A 19064-nucleotide genomic window follows, 5' to 3' on the forward strand; every position below is an offset into this window, starting at 1 on the left:
ATGAGATTAAAGTAGTTTATGTATACATTATCAAAATATTTCAAATCGTTTTAAAATTGATCGCAAATAAAACTAGAATTAACGTGATCCATATATTGAGCAGGTAAACACAATCTGTGTGAGCGATTCTTTTGACAGACCTGGATGGGACGAATACTTTATGCTTCAAGCAGAATTGGCAAAGCTTCGTTCAAACTGCATGACAAGACAGGTAGGGGCAGTAATTGTTAGAAACCACAGACAGCTTGCAACAGGATATAATGGAACACCACCTGGAATCAAAAATTGTTTTGAAGGAGGATGCAAGCGATGCCAACTCAGAATGGAAGGTAAGATAGAATCAGGAGCGTCACTTGATAGATGTCTTTGCAATCATGCAGAAGCAAATGCAATAATGCATTGTGCCATTATGGGTATTGAAGCAGGAATAAAGGGAGCAGTATTGTATACAACATTTGTCCCATGTCTTGAATGTACAAAAATGGCAATTACAATTGGAATTAAAAAATTTGTTTGTCTTGACTCTTATCCAGAAACCGATTACGATTTATTAAAGGAGGCAGGAGTGGAAGTAATTCAACTGGACAAAAATGAAATTTCAAAATGGGCAAGTAGGCTAGTCAAAAAATACGAGAATTCTGTGTAAGAAAATGCAAGTAAATGTTACAAATACTGATAAAGTAGAATCAATGTCCCCATCAATGCTAGTGTCAGCCACATATGACAATAATTCAAAATCAGCAATTTTGAAATTCTACAACCCTGAATCGCAAAAACTAATCTTATGGAAAGATGAAACAGGACACAAACCATACTGCTATTCTAGATTATCACCAGATGAATTAGATTTTCTTCAAGAAAGAGAAGATGTTCTTGAAATCAAAACTGTTCAACGACATGATCTAATTACTGACAAAGAAATCGACATGTCAAAAATCACAGTGGCAGATCCGTTGGCAATTGGTGGAACAGCAGGAGACAAAAGTATCAGAAACATAATTGAGACATGGGAATCAGATATCAAATATTATGAAAACTATCTTTATGATAGAAAGTTAATTGTTGGAAAATATTATGAAATTGTCGATAAAAATCTAAAACCACATGATTTGGAAATTTCCGACGAAGTGAAAATTGCATTGAAAAGTTTGCTTTGGGACAAAGTAGACAGTGAAAGTATGGTCGATTCTGAAGAATTTAAAAAATACATTACAGAATGGGCAGATTTACTAAATCAGCCAATTCCAAAAATAAAAAGACTCAGCCTTGATATTGAAGTTGAAGCAGAAGTTGGAAGAATACCAGATCCAAAAATTGCGGAAAAAAAAGTGACTGCAATTGGAATGAAAGGCTCAGATGGGTTTGATCAAATTTTTGTTCTCAAGACAGAGGGAACAGAGGAAGGAAAAAATGAATTAGATCAAAATATCAAAATTACATTCTATGAATTAGACAAGGAAAAAGAGATGATATATGATGCATTTGAAATTATCAGGGAATTCCCGTTTGTGGTAACATACAATGGAGATGAATTTGACTTGCCATATCTTTACAACAGGGCAGAAAGACTTGGAATAAAAAATTCTGAAAACCCATTTTACATGATGAGGGATTCCGCAACACTAAAAGAAGGAGTTCATCTTGATTTGTATAGAACTCTTTCTAATCGTTCATTTCAAATTTATGCATTCAGCCAAAAATACACCAACTTTTCTTTAAACAGTGTATCAAAGGCCCTACTTGGTAAAGAAAAGGTAGATTATGGTTTAGAGTTTGACCAACTATCACTATACCAAACTGCAAATTATTGTTATAATGACGCTCTACTAACATTTGAGCTTACCAGTTTCAATAATGATTTGTTGATGAAGCTCCTTGTAATCATTGCAAGAATTGGCAGAATGCCTATTGACGATATTGCAAGAATGGGAGTATCACAGTGGATTAGAAGTCTTCTATATTATGAACATAGGCGAAGAAATTGTCTAATTCCAAAAAGAGAAGAATTGCAGAGAAGATCAGAAGGAGTCCTATCAGATGCAGTGATTAAAGATAAAAAATATCGTGGGGGCTTGGTCGTTGATCCAAAAGAAGGAATTCATTTTGATGTAGTGGTTATGGATTTTGCAAGTCTGTATCCAAGCATCATCAAAGTAAGAAATCTCTCATATGAGACAGTAAGGTGCTCTCATGAAGAATGTAAAAAAAATATTATTGAACAGACAAATCATTGGACATGTTCTAAAAGAAACGGACTGACATCAATGATCATTGGATCATTGAGAGATTTGAGGGTGAACTATTACAAGAGTTTATCAAAAAAAGAGACTCTTACTGATGAACAAAGACAACAATACACAGTTGTCAGCCAAGCGCTTAAGGTCATACTAAATGCCAGTTATGGTGTTATGGGTGCAGAGATTTTTCCATTGTATTTTCTACCAGTAGCTGAAGCTACCACTGCAATTGGAAGACATACAATCTTGGAGACAATTAAAAAATGTGAGGCAGCAGGAATTGAAGTATTATACGGCGATACAGATTCATTATTTATCAAAAAACCAACAAAAGAACAAATTCAAACAGTAATTGAACAAGCAAAAAGAGATCATGGCGTAGATTTAGAGATTGATAAAACATACAGATACTGTGTGCTAAGTAATAGAAAGAAAAACTATCTCGGAGTAACAAAAGATGGAAATGTGGATGTTAAAGGACTTACAGGAAAGAAATCACATACGCCACCATTTATCAAAAAATTATTTTATGAATTGTTAGAGGTCTTATCAAGAGTTCAGACAGTAGAGGATTTTGTAAAAGCAAAACAACAAATTTCAGAAAAGATTGCAACATGCGGCAAAAAAGTAGAAGCAAAAGAAATACCACTAGAAGATTTAACATTCAATGTAATGCTCAGCAAAGCACCATCTGAATACACAAAGACCATCCCTCAACACATCAGAGCTGCAAAACAATTAGAAACAATCAGAGAAATAAAAAAAGGAGATAGAATATCATATATCAAAATCCTAAACAAACCAGGTGTGAAACCTGTAGAAATGGCAAAAAAAGAAGAGATTGATTCAAAAAAATACATGGAATTCATGGAGTCAACATTAGAACAAATTACATCGTCGATGGATTTGGATTTTGATACAATTTTAGGAAAGCCAAAACAGACAGGATTAGATGAATTTTTTTGGAGCTAGTATAAAAAATGGAAATTGACAGTACATTACTTACTATTTTAGGCGTATCAGCTGGAATTTTGATTCTAATGGGATGGGTTGAGCAAATCTACAAAGGATACAAGACTAAAAGACTCAAAGATGTTTCAAAATTTTTAATGATTTTCATTGCAGCAGGGTCGATTTTATGGCTAGTTTATGGCATCATAATCTCAGATGTATTCATTATTGGCACTAACATGTCAGGATTAATTCTAATGATTATTGTACTAGGAATGAAAAAAAGATACGACATTAGAGCAAATGCATCTTAATCATAATGAAGAATTAAATACAATACAAAAAATTCCAAAGAAAGATGTTTGTCATTAATTGTAAAAATTATGAAGAGATTTCAGGAGATAAAATAATCAAATTTGTAAAAACTGCTGAAAAGATATCAAAAAAATACAAAGTGAAAATTGCAATATCCCCACCTCAACATTTAATCGGATTAGTTGCAAATAGTTCAATTCCAATTTTTGCTCAACATATTGATGACTCTAAAATTGGAAGTACGACAGGATTTATTATTCCAGAGTTGTTAAAGAAATCCAAAGTAAAAGGATCTCTAATTAATCACAGTGAGCATAGAATTTCAAGTAAAGAGATTGAAAGATTAATTTTAAAACTAAAAGAATTGAAGATGATATCAATTCTTTGTGTCAAAGATGTTGCAGAAGTAAAAAAATATGTTAAATTAAATCCAGATTATATTGCAATAGAGCCTCCAGAATTAATTGGATCAGGGAAAGCAGTATCTAAAGAACAACCAGAATTGATTTCAAAAGCTGCTAACATAATAAATAATTCAAAAAACAAAACAGAACTACTTTGTGGTGCAGGTATTGTATCTGGTGAAGATGTAGCAAAAGCTATAGAATTAGGATCAAAAGGCATCTTAGTTGCAAGTGGAATAATTAAAGCAAAAGACTGGAATAAAATAATTTCAGAATTTGCCAAGGCATTAGTTTAAAAAGCCAAAAAATTTACGAAATTTTGCATGGTAAAAACAAAGCCAGTTTATGCATTTGAGGAGGCAGATAGTAAAAAGAGGATGCTGCTGGGTGGAAAAGGAGCAGGGTTAAGCGAGATGACCCGGCTAAAATTACCTGTTCCACCAGGATTTACGATCACAACTGAAGTTTGTAACAAGTATTACGATAACAATAGGAAACTCCCCAAAGATGTTATGCCTGCAGTAATGAAAAATATTGCAAAAATGGAAAAAAAGACAGGTAAAAAATGGAATTCAACAAAAAATCCATTACTAGTTTCAGTTCGTTCTGGTGCAGCCATATCAATGCCAGGAATGATGGATACAATTTTGAATTTAGGGTTAAATGAGAAAACAGTTGAAGGATTTGCTGAACAGACAAAAAATCCACGTTTTTCATGGGATTCGTATAGAAGATTCATTCAATTATTTGGAAAAGTGGTATTTGGAGTAAATGATGAAAAATTTGATCATGTCTTAAACTCTGCAAAAACAAAACAAGGAGTTACAGATGATAGTAAACTAAATGTAGAATCATTAAAAAATATCGTATCAGAATACAAAAAAATCTGTGAAGCACATACAAAAAGAAAATTTCCAGATACGCCAAATGAACAATTAGTGTTATCGATTGAGGCTGTTTTTAAAAGTTGGATGGGAGAAAGAGCAATAGTTTATCGTGAAAAAAATAACATTACAAAAGATATTGCAAATGGTACTGCAGTAAATGTTGTTGCAATGGTATTTGGAAATATGGGGGACGATAGTGCAACAGGGGTGGTATTTACAAGAAACGGTAATAATGGTAAAAAGGAGTTAGAGGGAGAATATCTAATCAATGCTCAAGGAGAAGACGTTGTTGCAGGAGTAAGAACAGGAAAGAATATTGAATTTCTAAAAAAAGACATGCCAAAATCACACAAAGAATTAAGCAACGCTTGTGCAAAATTAGAAAAACATTTCAGAGAACCACAAGATATTGAATTTACTATTGAACAAGGAAAATTTTACTTATTGCAAACAAGAACTGCAAAAATGAGCGCAAGTGCACTTGTAAAAACATCAGTAGACATGGTAAAAGAAAGATTAATTGACAAAAACAATGCACTTGCAAGAATCCCTGCTCAACAATTAGAAGCATTACTTCATAGAACAATAGATGAATCAAAAATTAAAAATCATAAACAATTAGCAAAAGGAATTGCAGCATCACCAGGGGCTGCAAGTGGGATTGTAGTATTTGATGTAAAAAAAGCAATAGAATTAGGCGATGCTGGAAATAAAGTAATTCTAGTAAGAAAAGAGACAAAACCAGAAGACGTTCCAGCATTCTTTTCATCAGAAGGGATTTTGACTAGTTTGGGAGGAAAATCATCCCATGCAGCGATTGTCTCAAGAGGAATGGGAAAACCATGTATTGTAGGATGTTCAGAATTAAAAATCAGTTATGAAAATAACACATGTACTGCAAATGGCATAACTATCAAAGAAAAAGACACAATCACCATTGATGGCAGTGCAGGTACTGTCTTTATTGGAGAAGTCCCAACAGTGGAGCCACAAATGACAAAAGACTTTGAGCAAATTTTAGATTGGGCACAAAAAACCAAAACATTAGGAATTAGAGCAAATGCAGATACTCCAGAGGGAGCAAAACTTGCAAGGAAATTTGGAGGTCAGGGAATCGGATTATGTAGGACAGAAAGGATGTTCAACGGTAGTGACAGAATTAATTTATTTGTGGAAATGATAATGGCTGAAAATATTGAAGAGCGAAGTAAAATTTTAACCAAATTAGGTCAATTACAAAAAAGTGATTTTATTGAAATTCTACAAGCAATGGAAGGATACGAGGTAACTATCAGATTACTAGATCCACCACTACATGAATTCTTACCCAATCCAGAAGAATTAGTTGAAAGAATTCAAAAATTAAAAGCAAGTGGAGATACAGATGGAGTTAACAAAACAGAAATTATTTTAAAAAGAGCAAGAGAACTTGCAGAGGTCAACCCAATGATGGGGCATAGAGGTGTCAGAGTAGGAATTACGTATCCTGAAATTTATGAGATGCAAATTCGTGCAGTGTTTGATGCACTAGTGGAATTAACAAAGAAAAAAGTAAAGGCCCATCCACAAATTATGATTCCACAAATTAGCAGTATTGCAGAACTAAACCACATAAAGAAAATTTATGATTCTATCAAAAAAGAGATGGAGGCAAAACACAAGATGAAATTAAAAATTAATTTTGGAACCATGATTGAAGTAGTAAGAGCAGCATTAACTGCAAATGAGCTTGCAAACACTGCAGAATTCTTTAGTTTTGGTACCAATGATTTAACTCAAGGAACATTTAGCTTTAGCAGAGAAGATGTTGAAGGAAAATTCCTTCCAGAATATATGGAAAAAGAACTTCTTGAGAGAAATCCATTCCAATCAATTGATGTCAACGGTGTAGGAAGCCTGATTAAAATCGGCATATCTGGAGGACGCGGCGTTAGACCAAACATGGAGATTGGAATATGTGGAGAGCATGGAGGAGATCCAAGTTCCATTAAATTCTGCCATGGTGCAGGTCTAAGTTATGTTAGTGCATCACCACATAGAATTCCCATTGCAATAGTTGCTGCAGCACAAGCTGTAATTGAGCAGCCAAAAAAGGCAAAAACAAAGAGAAAATAATACATTTTAAAGCCAGCTAGAATCAGCACTAGATGAATTGCTGCCTAGAATTGATTCTATAAAACAGATAAGACAGAAAATTGGCATTACTCAAAAAAAACTTGCGATAATGACAGGGGTTAGCACCTCGATGATTAATCAAATTGAGTCAGGGAGAAGCCAACCAAGTTATGAAACGGCAAAGAAAATTTTTGACAGTCTTGCAAAACTAGAAGGAGAGTCATCATCACATACAGCCGGAGATTTTTGTAGCAAAGATATTGTAAAGCTAAAACCGACTAACACGCTTCATGACGCAATCAAAAAAATGCATCAATTATCAATTAGTCAAATTCCTGTTTTCAGTAATTCAGAAGTTGTTGGAGTGGTATCAGAAGACGGCATTGTCAAACACCTAGCAGATGTTGGAGAGTCAGAACTGAAAAAAGCAAAACTTGCAGACACTATGGATCCTGTCCCACCAATAGTAGACTTTGACACACCAGCAAATGTTCTAGTTCCATTAATCAGATATTCAAAGTGTATTCTAGTTACAAAGAAATCAAAGATTGTCGGAATAATCACAGCTTCTGACACTCTAAAAATGATGGAGTAATTATTCTTTAGAATTAGTTAAGTAAAACGAGCTTATCGACTATCAGTAAAAATGGTATCCCCCCGATTTGGGAAGGAAAACATGCTGTGTTGTCGTAATGCTTAAGATCTAAACTATTTTTTTAAGTCTAATTTTTTTAAAATTTCATCTATTTTTTCAATAGCCTTTTTTGTATGTAAGGGGATGATAGCTTTTTCCGGATTGCTGAAAACAGATCTTTGTTTTAATATTACACATAATTCAAGAATCTCATCACGTAATTGTGGATCTAAAAATCCTATGGACAAGTTGATATTTCTTTCAATTGTCTCTACCAGTAATTCTTTGTAAGACTCAGCTTGACTAATTAGAGCACTATACCCCACTTCTTTACTCAAATCCTCCACATATGGTTCCTCCATGGTGGTTTTATTGGGGTCGTTGTAAATTGCAACAAATTTCTCAATATCTGGGAATAATTTTTGCAATCTATCGATTTGAAAACGTAAACTTAGAAGTGTATAGTTTTCTTGTTTTAATCTCTCTTCTTTAATTTGGGTCAATGTGTTACTTGTTTCGGATGCTATTCCTTCAATGTTCTTAGTTTGTTTATCGATTTCCTTTGTTTGTTTAGAAATTTCTTTTTGTTGTTTACTGAATTTCTTATTTCTTGAATCATCAAAAATCCAAACTAACCCTACTATGATAATTCCAATTCCTATTTCCACAATCATTGTACTCCAATTCGCCATGTCATTTCCATCCCAGACAGACATTTCATTTGCTAATAAGGGGACAATTAACAGAGTTAATGAAATAACAAAAAAACCCGTGTAGGATACCATGAAAATTTTGGAATGGATTATTCTTTTTCCTAATTTCTCTTTCTTAGTAGGATCGGGCTCTGTTTCTTCATCATCTTGATCTTTTCTATAGTTGTTATAACTAATGTATAATGTTAGACTTACAATTCCAATAACTGCAATTAATAGAATACTTAATCCAACAAAGACTAGAAAGGATTGTATTTCACCAATTTTTTGATCTAAATAATTTACAGTGGTTTTCCCAAATAGATTATCAGATTCTATTTCTAAAACATTTCGATAACTATCGCGTGATTTTTTATAATATTCTAGATTATTTTCTTTATCTCCTAATTCCAGATACAGTAAACCTTGATTGAGTAATGATTGGATATTATCAGGTTCTTCATTGACGGCTCTCACAAAAAATTCTTCAGCTTTTTTTAATTCACCTTGTTTTGCATACAAAACACCTTGGTGGGTTAAAAGATTTGGATTATTTGCGTCAACCTTAAATCCAATATCCAATAGTTTTTGCGACTTATCATATTCTTCACGTTCATTATGTAATGCAATTACATTTTCTAAAATTTGAAAATCGTTATTTTTTTCATAAAGAACTTGCAGTTTTTGAAACAATTCTTCATTATTTGGATCTAATGCAAGTTGTATTGTGACATATCTGGATTCAGCTTTTTCACTTTTTGGATATAGGGTAAATGCTTCCCAAAAAGCATATTTTGATTTTTCAAGATCATTGTTTTTAGCATGATATGAACCTAAAGTAAGCAAAACAAGTAGATCTCCGGAAACTTCCGAAGGTAAATTATCCAGACAACTCTTTACTTCATTCAACGGCAAATTTGCATTTAACTGAAATAGACATTTCATAGATTTTGCATCCACATTTTTAGGATATTTATCAATAATCTCTTCAATTTTTAATAATCCTGAATAGTATTTTTCTTGTTCTTCAAACTCCTTAACTTGTTGTAACAATTCCTCCAAACTTGGTTCAGACTGAGCAAATATGTAACCTGTGGGAATTAGTAGTAGAAAAAACAAGCAAACAAACCGAATTTTCATATCTTTCTAACAATCAACTAAAATTTAAATCCGCACCGTTATCTATTTAGCTAAGTTTCACGTGAAGTATCATAGAGGTATCATGAAATACATCGTTTCAGTATCAAAAACCTATATTCATAGAGGAAATCACAGACACAAAAAATCTACAAAGAAGAAATGGCACATTTACTATTATGATGAGGAAGGAAATTTCAAAACAAAACGAGTCAGTTTTTTTCAAGCATTATTTTACAAGACTCAGAAAAGAAAGAGAATAAAGTATTGGTGTGCAGAATGTGATAATTTCTTTATAGGTTTGGTAAAATCACACAAAGAAGAACTGGACTGTCCTAATTGTTTAGAATGACTATTGATCATTTCTGATCAGATTCTTCCACTGCTTGATTTATTTTAGAAACAGTATCAAACATGGAAACAACTGTGGAACCCTGTGGATTTAGAGACACCATTGTGTCTAAGACCTGTTTTGGAATCCAAGTGCAGAGAAGTATCCACAAATAAGATTCAAAATCTGTTTCTTCAGATGACGAATAATGTCCATTAAACTTTTTTTGTATGGACTCTTGAAGATCTTGGTATGATTGAAAACCTTCTTGTAACCCATCAAGTATTTCCTTATCCCATATTTCATAAGATTTAATGAATTTTGGATCATTTGAAAAAAAATCAAAACATTTCACGAGTCTCTCAAAAACCTTTTTCTTGGTGAATGGCTTTGAAATTTTTTCTAAAAACTCATCTTCGTAATCTTGTATAATTTCTCTATAAAGATCCGTTAAACTGTCAGGTTCTATCTTCCCTTCATGGATTCTAGTCTGTACAACAGATGCATAAAGTGATAATAATCCAGTCAAATTATCGCCAAAATGTACCTGATTATAAGGTATTTTTGATAAAATTGACGGATTGCACCAATGGGAAAAGACTTTCTTGAATAATTCAGATTCCAGAGTGCATCTTAAGTAAAATTTTATAGAATCATCTAACTTTTTGTGGTGTATTTTTAGAATTCCTTCAAGATAAGTGATCAACGGTTCAATATTTACAGAATAAACATTTTTTTCATTTTTTATGATAAATCCTTGATTTTCCAGTTTCCTAAGATTTTGGTATATTTTTGCAGTTGAAGGGTTTTTTTTCTTGCCGTATACAATTTTTGCCAATTCATAACCATTAACTGGTTTAACATAAAGAGCCCAATAGATTTTTGATGGAATTCCTTCCATAAAGGGAGATTCAATCTTTGCTGGCAACTAAGTATATCAAAAACGACAACCTATGAAAGACTTCGGGAACATAGTACCTATTTTACTCTAAAGTGCCTTAGGAAGTTATATTTTTTAATTTGAAAATTGTTTTGATTTGAAAAAAATAAATAAATTACAAAAGCAGTTGGAATCCGTAAAAACTGAATTGGGTAGACTATTACAATTTAGAGAAACATCAGCATTAAAAAAATTCAAGCGTCAACTCGAAGGAGAGAAAAGTAATATCTTATCTGAAATAAAAAAATCAACTCAAACCAAGGCAGAAAAAGAAAAACAAAGACAACAAAAAAGAACAGTTGCAAACAGAAATAGAAGTTCCAAGAACAAACGAGTCTGGAACTATGTCAAATCAATTCAAAAAAACTATTATCCTAAAAAACCTCTCAAAGAAATCAGAACATCACTAAGAAAACACAGGCAAGGACTAGACAACGATGTATCAGACGTTGCATGGAGGAATCCTAGCCCATGATTCCAACATCAAACGCCAAAACACTTGATGGCATTAGAATGCGTAAACAAAACCGAAATCTCAATTCTTCAAAAGATCCTCGATATGTAGTTGGGATAGATACTGAAACTGAGAATGGAGATATCTTTCTTATTGCAGATTCTGATGGAAATTACCTTGATGGAAAAATAACATTTGATGGTATAGCAGAGTTTCTGTTCCGACATGAATATGAATGGATTTTCTTTTACAATTTATCTTATGACGCTGAATGTATTCTAAAGTTACTCCCTGAAGAAATACTGATACAGTACAAATGGAAAAAAGAACTACGATTCCAATACAAAAAATATAAAATTCATTATATCGATAGAAAGAAACTCACAATATCCAAAGGGAATCACTCTATTTCCTGTTACGATATAGCACAATACTATGACAACAAATCACTTGATGTTGCATCAGAATCTGTTGGATTATCCCTTGATCAAGAATATTTGGATTTGAAGAAAAACAGAAAAATTTTCTCAAAATTCTATTATTCTCGAAACAAACGTCAAATTCGTGCCTACTGTATCAAAGATTGTAGGCTTACAAAGGAGTTATCAGAATATTGGATTGGGATATTTGAGACAGTATTCTCATTTTATCCCAATAACTGGATTTCAGCAGGGTATCTGGCAGAAAAGGTTCTGATTAACAATGACATTCCAATTCCTCTATTCAATGAATTGCAATACCCAATACAAGAGATTGCCCGAAGTTCGTTTTATGGTGGACGATTTGAGTTAATCAAAAGAGGATACATTGGAGAATGTTACCTGTATGATCTAAACTCTGCATATCCGTATGCACTAACTACAATGCCTGACATCACTCAAGGAAAGTGGTTTGAATCAAAAAAGATTCATCCAAAATCAAAGATTGGCTTCTTTTTCATTGAAGCAAACATTTCAGACAAAGTAAAGATTGCACCATTTCCATTTGTAAAAAAGAATAGAACCATTTGCTATCCTTCTGGTAAATTCAAGACATATGTTACACTAGATGAATTACTCATGGTAAAAGGAGATCCTGAAATAAATTATAAAATATTAGATTCATGGCAGTTCATTCCAAGGAATAATTGCACATATCCTTTCAAGAACTTTATCAAAAAACAATACTACAAAAGATTAGAACTAAAAGAAGAGAACAATCCATTAGAGAAAGCAATCAAGATAGTATTGAATTCCATATATGGTAAGATGGCACAACGTACCAATAATGTTATCGGGAATTTATTCAATCCCGTAATTGCATCTTACATTACAGGATACACAAGACGACAACTCTATGAATTTACAAAGAAAAACAAACTTGATAACTTTGTTGTGGCATATGCAACAGATTCTGTTGCATGTCAAAAGAAGATAAAAAACCTTGACAGCAAAAAACTAGGAAAAATGAAACTTGACAAACAGGCAGATGATGTGATTTTTCTCTCAAACGGATTCTACAAATTCAATGGAATCTGGAAGAATCGTGGTATAGGATATGACAACGAAAGAAAAATAGAGATTGAGCATTTAGAAACCAGAGTCAAAAAAGACGGTCAGTTATACATCGGAGTGAAATCCACTAGAACCACCCACATAAAGTCAGGGATTTTGTATAACAGGCTCAAAAAAGTGGGTAAAATTGAATCATATGAGAAGAAAATTGGGCTGAATTCAGATAAAAAAAGACTATGGGATTCAGATTTAGAATCTCTGAATAGTAAAATGATGTGTGATTCTCTTCCAATTCCTGCAGATTTGGTAGGGGAATTGATTGGAAAAGAGGATTTGGAATGGTATGACGATGAAAAGTATGAACCTGAAAGTGAATTATGAAATTATCCTGTAATTTTCTTGAATTCTTCATTTTCGAGTAATGCAGAAAATGTTTTTGCTTTTTTTGCTTTTTCTTTGTAATTCACATCTTTTTCTATTGAATTCTTTAACAATTCCATTGATTCTGAAGTATTGCCTTGAATGTATTTTATCAATGATTTTTTGAAATATGCCTCAGGAATATTTGAGTTGTATTTTAAAACAGAATCAAAACAACAAAGTGCTTCATCATATTTTTGTAATCTACATAATGCATCACCCTTACGACCTAATGCCTGCAAATGATCAGGTTTTAATTTAATTAGTTCGTCGAAAGTTTGAATTGCTTTGTTAATATCTAATTGAATTAAAGAAGTGGCTTTATGTAATAATGCCATTTGATGTTCGTTTTCAAATAGAAGAATTTCTTCAAAACATTTCACGGCATCTTCATATTTTTTTTCGTTTTCTAAAATAATTCCCTTGTTTCCTAATACCTGAAAATTCAACGGATCTAACACAAGTGTATCGTCAAAAATTTTTATGGCATCATTAACTTTTCTGTTTTTAATATATTCTTGTGCTTTCTTCAAAAATTCTTCTACTTTACTTTCATCTATTTTTTGAATTTCTTCAAAGGATAATGTTTTAGCAAATTCTTCATCTATTTCTTCATCATCTATCAGTTTGTCTATTATGTTTGAATCAAAATTTTCATTAGAATAATCATAATCAGTAGTTTTGTAATTTTTTAACAAATTCAAAAAATCTAATCCTGATTTGAGGGCATCAATGGTTTCTTGTTGATCAGGTTGGTGTCCTGCATGGACTACCCGATGCCTTGTTTCCTTACATTTATTGTTCCAGTTTTGACATGTTGATTCACCAGTAATAGTATCAAATGTTGCTGCACGTAATACTGGTTTTATTACATCCCAGCGATATCGTGGAAATTCAGAAATTGAAGGATTATTCACATTAGCAGCGTCAAGATATGCCTGTACGGATGACGGATCAGTACTATTCAAGTCATTCAAATACGTTCTAAGAATATCTGATAGAATTATTTCAGCTGAAGTTTGAATTTCAACACATGCTAATCTAAAATTTCTGAATCCAAAGTAATCAATTGAATTTTTGGCTAGTTCGCTAACAAATGGAAAAGATTTTTCATTCATTAAACTCTCTTTGATTGAACCTATTTCCGCATCTGATAGATTTGACTTTCCTCCAATCTTTATTGCTCCTTTGGATGAAAAAGTCCAGCCACCTAATTCATTGTGATTTTCATCAAAATAACGATACTTGATAGCAACTACATCTTTTCGAAGTATGTCATGATTGAAAAATTCATTTGATTTCCATCTACACGTATTTAGAATTTTGTTTAACGCATCAAGGGAATATTTAGTACATATTTTTTGAATTTTTTCCTCTTCAAATTCTACTGGGTTTGAAAAAACAAATCGTGTAACACATCTGCTATAATTGGTGTGTCCGAATCTATCTTCAGAAATCCTTGGATTCCCATACCATCCTGAAGCATTATCTTTTGAGATCTTTTTTGCAAGATATACCATGCATGAATATTTTGAATTTTTGACAGAATATGGATTATCTGGAAGGTCAATTTGAAATGGTACATTAAATTGAACTCTGATTTCTTTTAATGGCATTTTGTTAGTTTGTTGGACTTCATAATAAAGTGATATTTAATTTTGAAATACTTAAGTTCATAAATTTTAATAAACTTCCATGACTAATGGGGATTGGAGTTTTAAACAAAGTAGAGAACAAGCAAAAAAGGCAATTGCCAATCTACTAATCAATGCAGAAGAGTATCTAAAAGATGCAAAATTAATGTATGAAAACAAGAGATTTCACCACATTTCACTTCCAATAATTTTTGCTATTGAAGAGCTAGGTTCTTGTAGAATAATCCTTGATAAACTAAAAAACACTGCAGAAGAAATTGAACTGAATAACTATGATGGATTGTACAAACATCAAAAAAGTATTGATAAAATCAGAAATGAATTAGAAATTTCTGATGAAAAGAAAAATTGGTTACAAGATGTATGGAAAGGATTTCCATTTTTTAGTCCTGTTGCAGGAAGGGTATTTGAAAATGATGAAGCAGAAAAAATGAGATTGTTTGCACAGGAGTCCATGAGTAAAGAGACAGCAGACAAATTCAAGAATCTGTATGATGATGAATTAAAAATTCACTTGGAAAAAGGGGCTGAAATGAGAATCAAAGATTCATTTGTATCATTTGATCATAAAACTGGAGATTCCTCCCTTGGAACTCCGATGAATCAACATTATGCAGAGGTAAGAGTTGGAGCAGTTGAAAAAATGATTCAAAAATTCAGAATTGAATTAGAGGGTATTAAATGACAAACTCTTTTTCTTTTCCTGAACAATATTCTGCAAGATTTTGAGAAGCAATCTTTACAATTGTAATTTCTTGAACTGATTTCAAACCTGATTTTGTCTTCTTACCATGTCGAAAACCATATTTTCTTTCTTGGCGAAACTGTCTATCTAACATCTCCAAAAATCTCTTGATCAGAGAAGAATCCATCACAACATTTCCATCTCTGGTATGAACAAATTCTTTGAGTTTGATTCTATGTCTTTTACTTGAATTATTTGCTATGGAATAAACTGAATAATCTACTAACCATCGAAATGGTTCAATAATATCATAAACTAATGGTTGAAATCCTGTGTGGGAACGATGCATGAATCCAAAGTAAGGATCCAGACCAAACCCACAAACAAATTTGGAAATCTCCCCTGCCAATACAGAATAGCCATAATTTAACAAGGCATTGATGATATCTGTTGCATTGTTCTTACTGGTGCGGATAAATGACTGATTTCTGGAATTAAACCCATATCTTTCAGGAATGAATTTGGCATATTCTGCAAAGTGGATTTTGCTTGCAAGATGTTCCTTTTCTGGTAATGATACAACATCACTGCCAATTAACTTGAGTAGTTTTAGTTGAGATTCTTTTTTAGCAGTTAGAATTTGCTTTGTTAGATATTCGCATTTTGTAGGATCTCTGAACGTATCATACTGTGCAATTCTGTATTTTGTTCCAGTAAGAGAATCCATCATGGAATTGCAATATGTTATAGGTTTGCCATATGTGTCAACTAGAATTACATTTCGATTATTTTGAGAAAGTAGTGATAAGGCTTCAGTAGAGACATAGCCTTTTCCTGAAAGAATTATTTTCTCATATGGCATGTTCTTGACAAACCACACTTCTGATTCTTGTTCTCCTGTAATGTCATGTCTGCCATTTTTTAGAATTAGTTTTGAATTTTTTACAGAAATGGAATGTCCATATCCTCGAAGTAGTTTTACATTGTAATGATTTCTTTTGTTTTTTAATGTCATTTACAAGATACGTATTTTAAAAATTCAATAGTATTTCTTATCTTTAAAGATGCTCCAAGATCAGTAATTGAATTCAACTCATTCTCAAAAATTTCTACTAATTCATGTTTTTTTGAAACACCAAAATTTTCTTTATAGACATTCTTACCCCATCCCAAATCTAATCTACTCGGATAATTAATTGCAATTCCTTTCTCCACACCAATTTTTAATGGAATATCGTAATCTGTAAAAATTGTCTCATTATATTTTCCATTTAATTTTTTTTCTTTTCGCATTTGTTTAACCATGTTGTAAACACTAGGACTAACAGAAATACCTGCCCAATTTGGCATTGTATGATATTCTGCTGCTTCATCTATAGCTTTACCGATAATCATTTTATCACTTGAAAATATCTGACCTACACTCATACATCCTCGTAAATAGATTCCTTGTGAAATAGCCTCTAACATAACTAATGCAACATTATGTGCGGCAGCTGTTAAAACTGAACTCAGATTTTTTCCTGTATTTTTAATTATTATTGTATCTGAAAATGCAATTAGTTTATTTTGAAAATCATCATTCTCACCAGGTGATTCATAATTTTCTTTCCAACTACTTGTTAGTTCTTCCCATGATTCGACATATTTTTTGACATCTTTTACTCTATTCCATATCCCCTTAGTTCCTAATGCATCAAGAATTACAATTACGCCCGTTTCTTCTTCTACCGTCATAACTTATGAAAAATATCTATGCAAAAAAGCATTACGACAACACAGCATGTTTTCCTTCCCAAATTGGGGGGATACCATTTTTATCGACTATCAGTAAAAAGGGAAAGCCCCACTGCTAGGCAGTAAAAGTGTGATATAACCTAAATCATAACGAAAGATTGTTGAAAATAATTAGAACAAAAAATTGTTCTTAGGATTTTAGATTTTTTAAAGATTTTACTTTGAATGAATATTTTTCCTTTTAATTTTCTGTGCAACAAAATAGATTTTTTTGACAACAATAAATTGACTTAATACCTAAGTTAATGAAGATGGGCATATTCCTTGCTCAAAAGAAGATATCATGACCTGACATTGAATTACGAAAATATGTTTGCACAATAATCCATCCCCAAATGAACAAAATGGTCATAAGATCTCATAAAAGATACCATCGTATCAAATTGTGCTTTTCGAAAATTGGTATACATGTCAATATTAGAGATGGTAGTTTCGGTGTAACCTCTCCAAAACTTGTCTGTAGCATCCAAAGTTTTTTTATCTATTCCAAGATTGTCAAAGAAATGCTTTTCAGAAAGATAGCATGTTCCAAAAATATCTTCAAGTGAATGAAGATATTCATCATAAAAATTAGAGTATAGCTGTGTATAGATAGGAGTTTGGGTTTCATATTTCTTAATTATTTTTGTAGTGTTGTTCTTTAACAGATCACATACCGAAATTGAATTATTCTTTTCTGCCTTTACATCACTTTGGTAAATCTGTTTATTACTCATTGTACCCTTACCTGTCTTGGGACATGTCAACTTGACATGTGTCTATATGTGTGATCATTTTGAACAGACATATCTCTATAGGCTCAATCTTGAGAGATAAGATAATAGTAAAAATTAAGGCTGTCATCGGATTTTTCACAAAACCGATCTTAAGTCAATGTTTTTACTATGCTAACAAATCACCTAGTCGTCTCTTTTTGGATTGTAAAGTCGAGTCAATGATATAAAAAAAACTCCCCATATCAACTATTAATTCAGCTAAAAGAATTGTGAACCAAAATTGAAATGTAAACATCGTTCAACTAGATAAGAGCGATTATTTTAATTCAGTCTTTAGGATGAGAGCAAAGTTCTGCCAATACACCATGAAGAGATTTTGGATGAATAAAAGTAACTTTAGTTCCTGCCGAACCAGGCCTTATTTGACCCAAGAATTGAATTCCACACCCTTCCATTCGTTCTACTTCGCCTTCAATGTTATCAGTTTCTAATGCCATATGATGTAATCCTGGACCTTTTTTATCAAGAAATTTTTTGATGGGACTAGAATCGTTTGTTGGCTGCATTAATTCAACACGACCGTTTTCTAAATGAATAATTGCAACTTTGACTCCTTCAGTTTCTACTGTTTCAAATTCGACACTATCTACACCTAATGCCTGTTGATACACTTTGGCTGATTCCTCTACATCATTTACTGCAATTGCAATATGATCAATTTTCATCTAAAAGACCTCTCACTGTAGATATTTTATGGGTTTTATTTAATATGCAGAATGAGTTTTCCCCATCATGGAAACTACCACATATACTGTAATCAAGACGATTAATGACGCTGGCCCTACTCATACAGGCATAATCACAGAACAATGTAAAAAAGTTATATCATCACTAGAGAAGGGATACTCCTTTGAGACAAGAAAATTTGTCAAAGAAAGAACATAAAATGCAACACTATTACCCTATTGGAACTCCGCCAAATGCACTTATTTATAAAAAAGCTCAAATTTCAATCAAAGCAATGGTGAAACAGGCATTGTTTTCAATATGATGGCAATAGGGCTAATTTCTGCATTTATAATACTTGTTTCAACCAAAATATTAATTTAAGAAACACTTCCAGAGTTAATTTATAATCTGACTTGTAAAAATAAATAAATAAAATTAATGTAACTTATCATTGAGAAAAGAAAATCTCAAT

General features: G+C 32.3%; 18 protein-coding genes. 11 read left to right on the forward strand and 7 right to left on the reverse strand.

The genetic code is table 11. The features are described from left to right. The first annotated feature begins 160 nt into the window (after window positions 1-160). Genes C5F50_RS07615 through C5F50_RS07640 form a run of 6 tightly spaced genes read left to right on the forward strand, consistent with a single transcriptional unit; the run spans window position 161 to window position 7504 of the window. Window positions 161-646, forward strand: coding sequence for a deoxycytidylate deaminase (locus C5F50_RS07615; RefSeq protein ID WP_342448762.1), 486 nt, complete (start codon window positions 161-163; stop codon window positions 644-646). Window positions 647-650: 4 nt separating this feature from the next. Then, a complete protein-coding gene (locus C5F50_RS07620; protein ID WP_179370783.1) occupies window positions 651-3209 on the forward strand; it encodes a DNA-directed DNA polymerase I in 2559 nt (852 codons plus the stop codon). 8 nt (window positions 3210-3217) lie between these two features. Next, window positions 3218-3502, forward strand: a complete 285-nt coding sequence (locus C5F50_RS07625) for a SemiSWEET family sugar transporter (protein WP_179370784.1) — start codon at window positions 3218-3220, stop codon at window positions 3500-3502. 44 nt (window positions 3503-3546) lie between these two features. Beyond that, a complete protein-coding gene (gene tpiA, locus C5F50_RS07630; protein WP_179370785.1) occupies window positions 3547-4203 on the forward strand; it encodes a triose-phosphate isomerase in 657 nt (218 codons plus the stop codon). Between the two features lie 27 nt (window positions 4204-4230). Continuing rightward, on the forward strand, window positions 4231-6909 hold the full coding sequence (gene ppdK / locus C5F50_RS07635; protein ID WP_179370786.1) for a pyruvate, phosphate dikinase: 2679 nt from the start codon (window positions 4231-4233) through the stop codon (window positions 6907-6909). A gap of 37 nt (window positions 6910-6946) precedes the next feature. Further along, the gene (locus C5F50_RS07640; RefSeq protein WP_179370787.1) at window positions 6947-7504 is read left to right on the forward strand and encodes a CBS domain-containing protein; all 558 of its coding nucleotides are present in this window, start codon (window positions 6947-6949) and stop codon (window positions 7502-7504) included. Between the two features lie 113 nt (window positions 7505-7617). Here C5F50_RS07640 and C5F50_RS07645 read toward each other — a convergent pair whose 3' ends face one another. Then, a complete protein-coding gene (locus C5F50_RS07645) occupies window positions 7618-9354 on the reverse strand; it encodes a tetratricopeptide repeat protein (protein WP_179370788.1) in 1737 nt (578 codons plus the stop codon). A gap of 103 nt (window positions 9355-9457) precedes the next feature. Here C5F50_RS07645 and C5F50_RS07650 point away from each other — a divergent pair, with 103 nt between their 5' ends. After that, window positions 9458-9724: a hypothetical protein gene (locus C5F50_RS07650; protein WP_179370789.1), complete on the forward strand. Its 267-nt coding sequence runs from the start codon at window positions 9458-9460 to the stop codon at window positions 9722-9724. 7 nt (window positions 9725-9731) lie between these two features. Here the strand turns inward: C5F50_RS07650 and C5F50_RS07655 are convergent, their stop codons facing one another. Continuing rightward, window positions 9732-10631, reverse strand: a complete 900-nt coding sequence (locus tag C5F50_RS07655; protein WP_179370790.1) for a PadR family transcriptional regulator — start codon at window positions 10629-10631, stop codon at window positions 9732-9734. A 109-nt stretch (window positions 10632-10740) separates the two neighbouring features. On the opposite strand from C5F50_RS07655, the gene C5F50_RS07660 reads away from it, so the two are divergent. Together C5F50_RS07660 and C5F50_RS07665 are read left to right on the forward strand one after the other, a co-directional pair. Continuing rightward, complete coding sequence (locus tag C5F50_RS07660) at window positions 10741-11118, forward strand: hypothetical protein (RefSeq protein ID WP_179370581.1); 378 nt, start codon at window positions 10741-10743, stop codon at window positions 11116-11118. Continuing rightward, on the forward strand, window positions 11115-12971 hold the full coding sequence (locus C5F50_RS07665) for a DNA polymerase (RefSeq protein ID WP_246282001.1): 1857 nt from the start codon (window positions 11115-11117) through the stop codon (window positions 12969-12971). The genes C5F50_RS07660 and C5F50_RS07665 overlap by 4 nt, the downstream gene beginning before the upstream one ends. A 2-nt stretch (window positions 12972-12973) precedes the next feature. Here C5F50_RS07665 and C5F50_RS07670 read toward each other — a convergent pair whose 3' ends face one another. Further along, entirely contained in the window at window positions 12974-14626 is a 1653-nt protein-coding gene (locus tag C5F50_RS07670; RefSeq protein ID WP_179370791.1) for a tetratricopeptide repeat protein, read from the reverse strand. 79 nt (window positions 14627-14705) lie between these two features. On the opposite strand from C5F50_RS07670, the gene C5F50_RS07675 reads away from it, so the two are divergent. After that, complete coding sequence (locus tag C5F50_RS07675; RefSeq protein WP_179370792.1) at window positions 14706-15350, forward strand: AbiV family abortive infection protein; 645 nt, start codon at window positions 14706-14708, stop codon at window positions 15348-15350. Here the strand turns inward: C5F50_RS07675 and cas1 are convergent. From cas1 to mce, 4 genes are all read right to left on the reverse strand, one after another. Then, complete coding sequence (cas1, locus tag C5F50_RS07680) at window positions 15343-16365, reverse strand: CRISPR-associated endonuclease Cas1 (RefSeq protein WP_179370793.1); 1023 nt, start codon at window positions 16363-16365, stop codon at window positions 15343-15345. The genes C5F50_RS07675 and cas1 overlap by 8 nt on opposite strands. After that, on the reverse strand, window positions 16362-17087 hold the full coding sequence (locus tag C5F50_RS07685) for a hypothetical protein (RefSeq protein WP_179370794.1): 726 nt from the start codon (window positions 17085-17087) through the stop codon (window positions 16362-16364). The genes cas1 and C5F50_RS07685 overlap by 4 nt, the downstream gene beginning before the upstream one ends. A gap of 359 nt (window positions 17088-17446) precedes the next feature. Then, complete coding sequence (locus C5F50_RS07690; protein ID WP_179370795.1) at window positions 17447-17863, reverse strand: hypothetical protein; 417 nt, start codon at window positions 17861-17863, stop codon at window positions 17447-17449. A gap of 326 nt (window positions 17864-18189) precedes the next feature. Further along, window positions 18190-18588, reverse strand: coding sequence for a methylmalonyl-CoA epimerase (gene mce / locus C5F50_RS07695; protein WP_179370796.1), 399 nt, complete (start codon window positions 18586-18588; stop codon window positions 18190-18192). Between the two features lie 67 nt (window positions 18589-18655). Here mce and C5F50_RS07700 point away from each other — a divergent pair, with 67 nt between their 5' ends. Further along, window positions 18656-18808: a hypothetical protein gene (locus C5F50_RS07700; RefSeq protein ID WP_179370797.1), complete on the forward strand. Its 153-nt coding sequence runs from the start codon at window positions 18656-18658 to the stop codon at window positions 18806-18808. The last annotated feature ends 256 nt before the right edge of the window (window positions 18809-19064 follow it).

Source organism: Nitrosopumilus ureiphilus, from assembly GCF_013407185.1.
GTDB lineage: Archaea > Thermoproteota > Nitrososphaeria > Nitrososphaerales > Nitrosopumilaceae > Nitrosopumilus > Nitrosopumilus ureiphilus.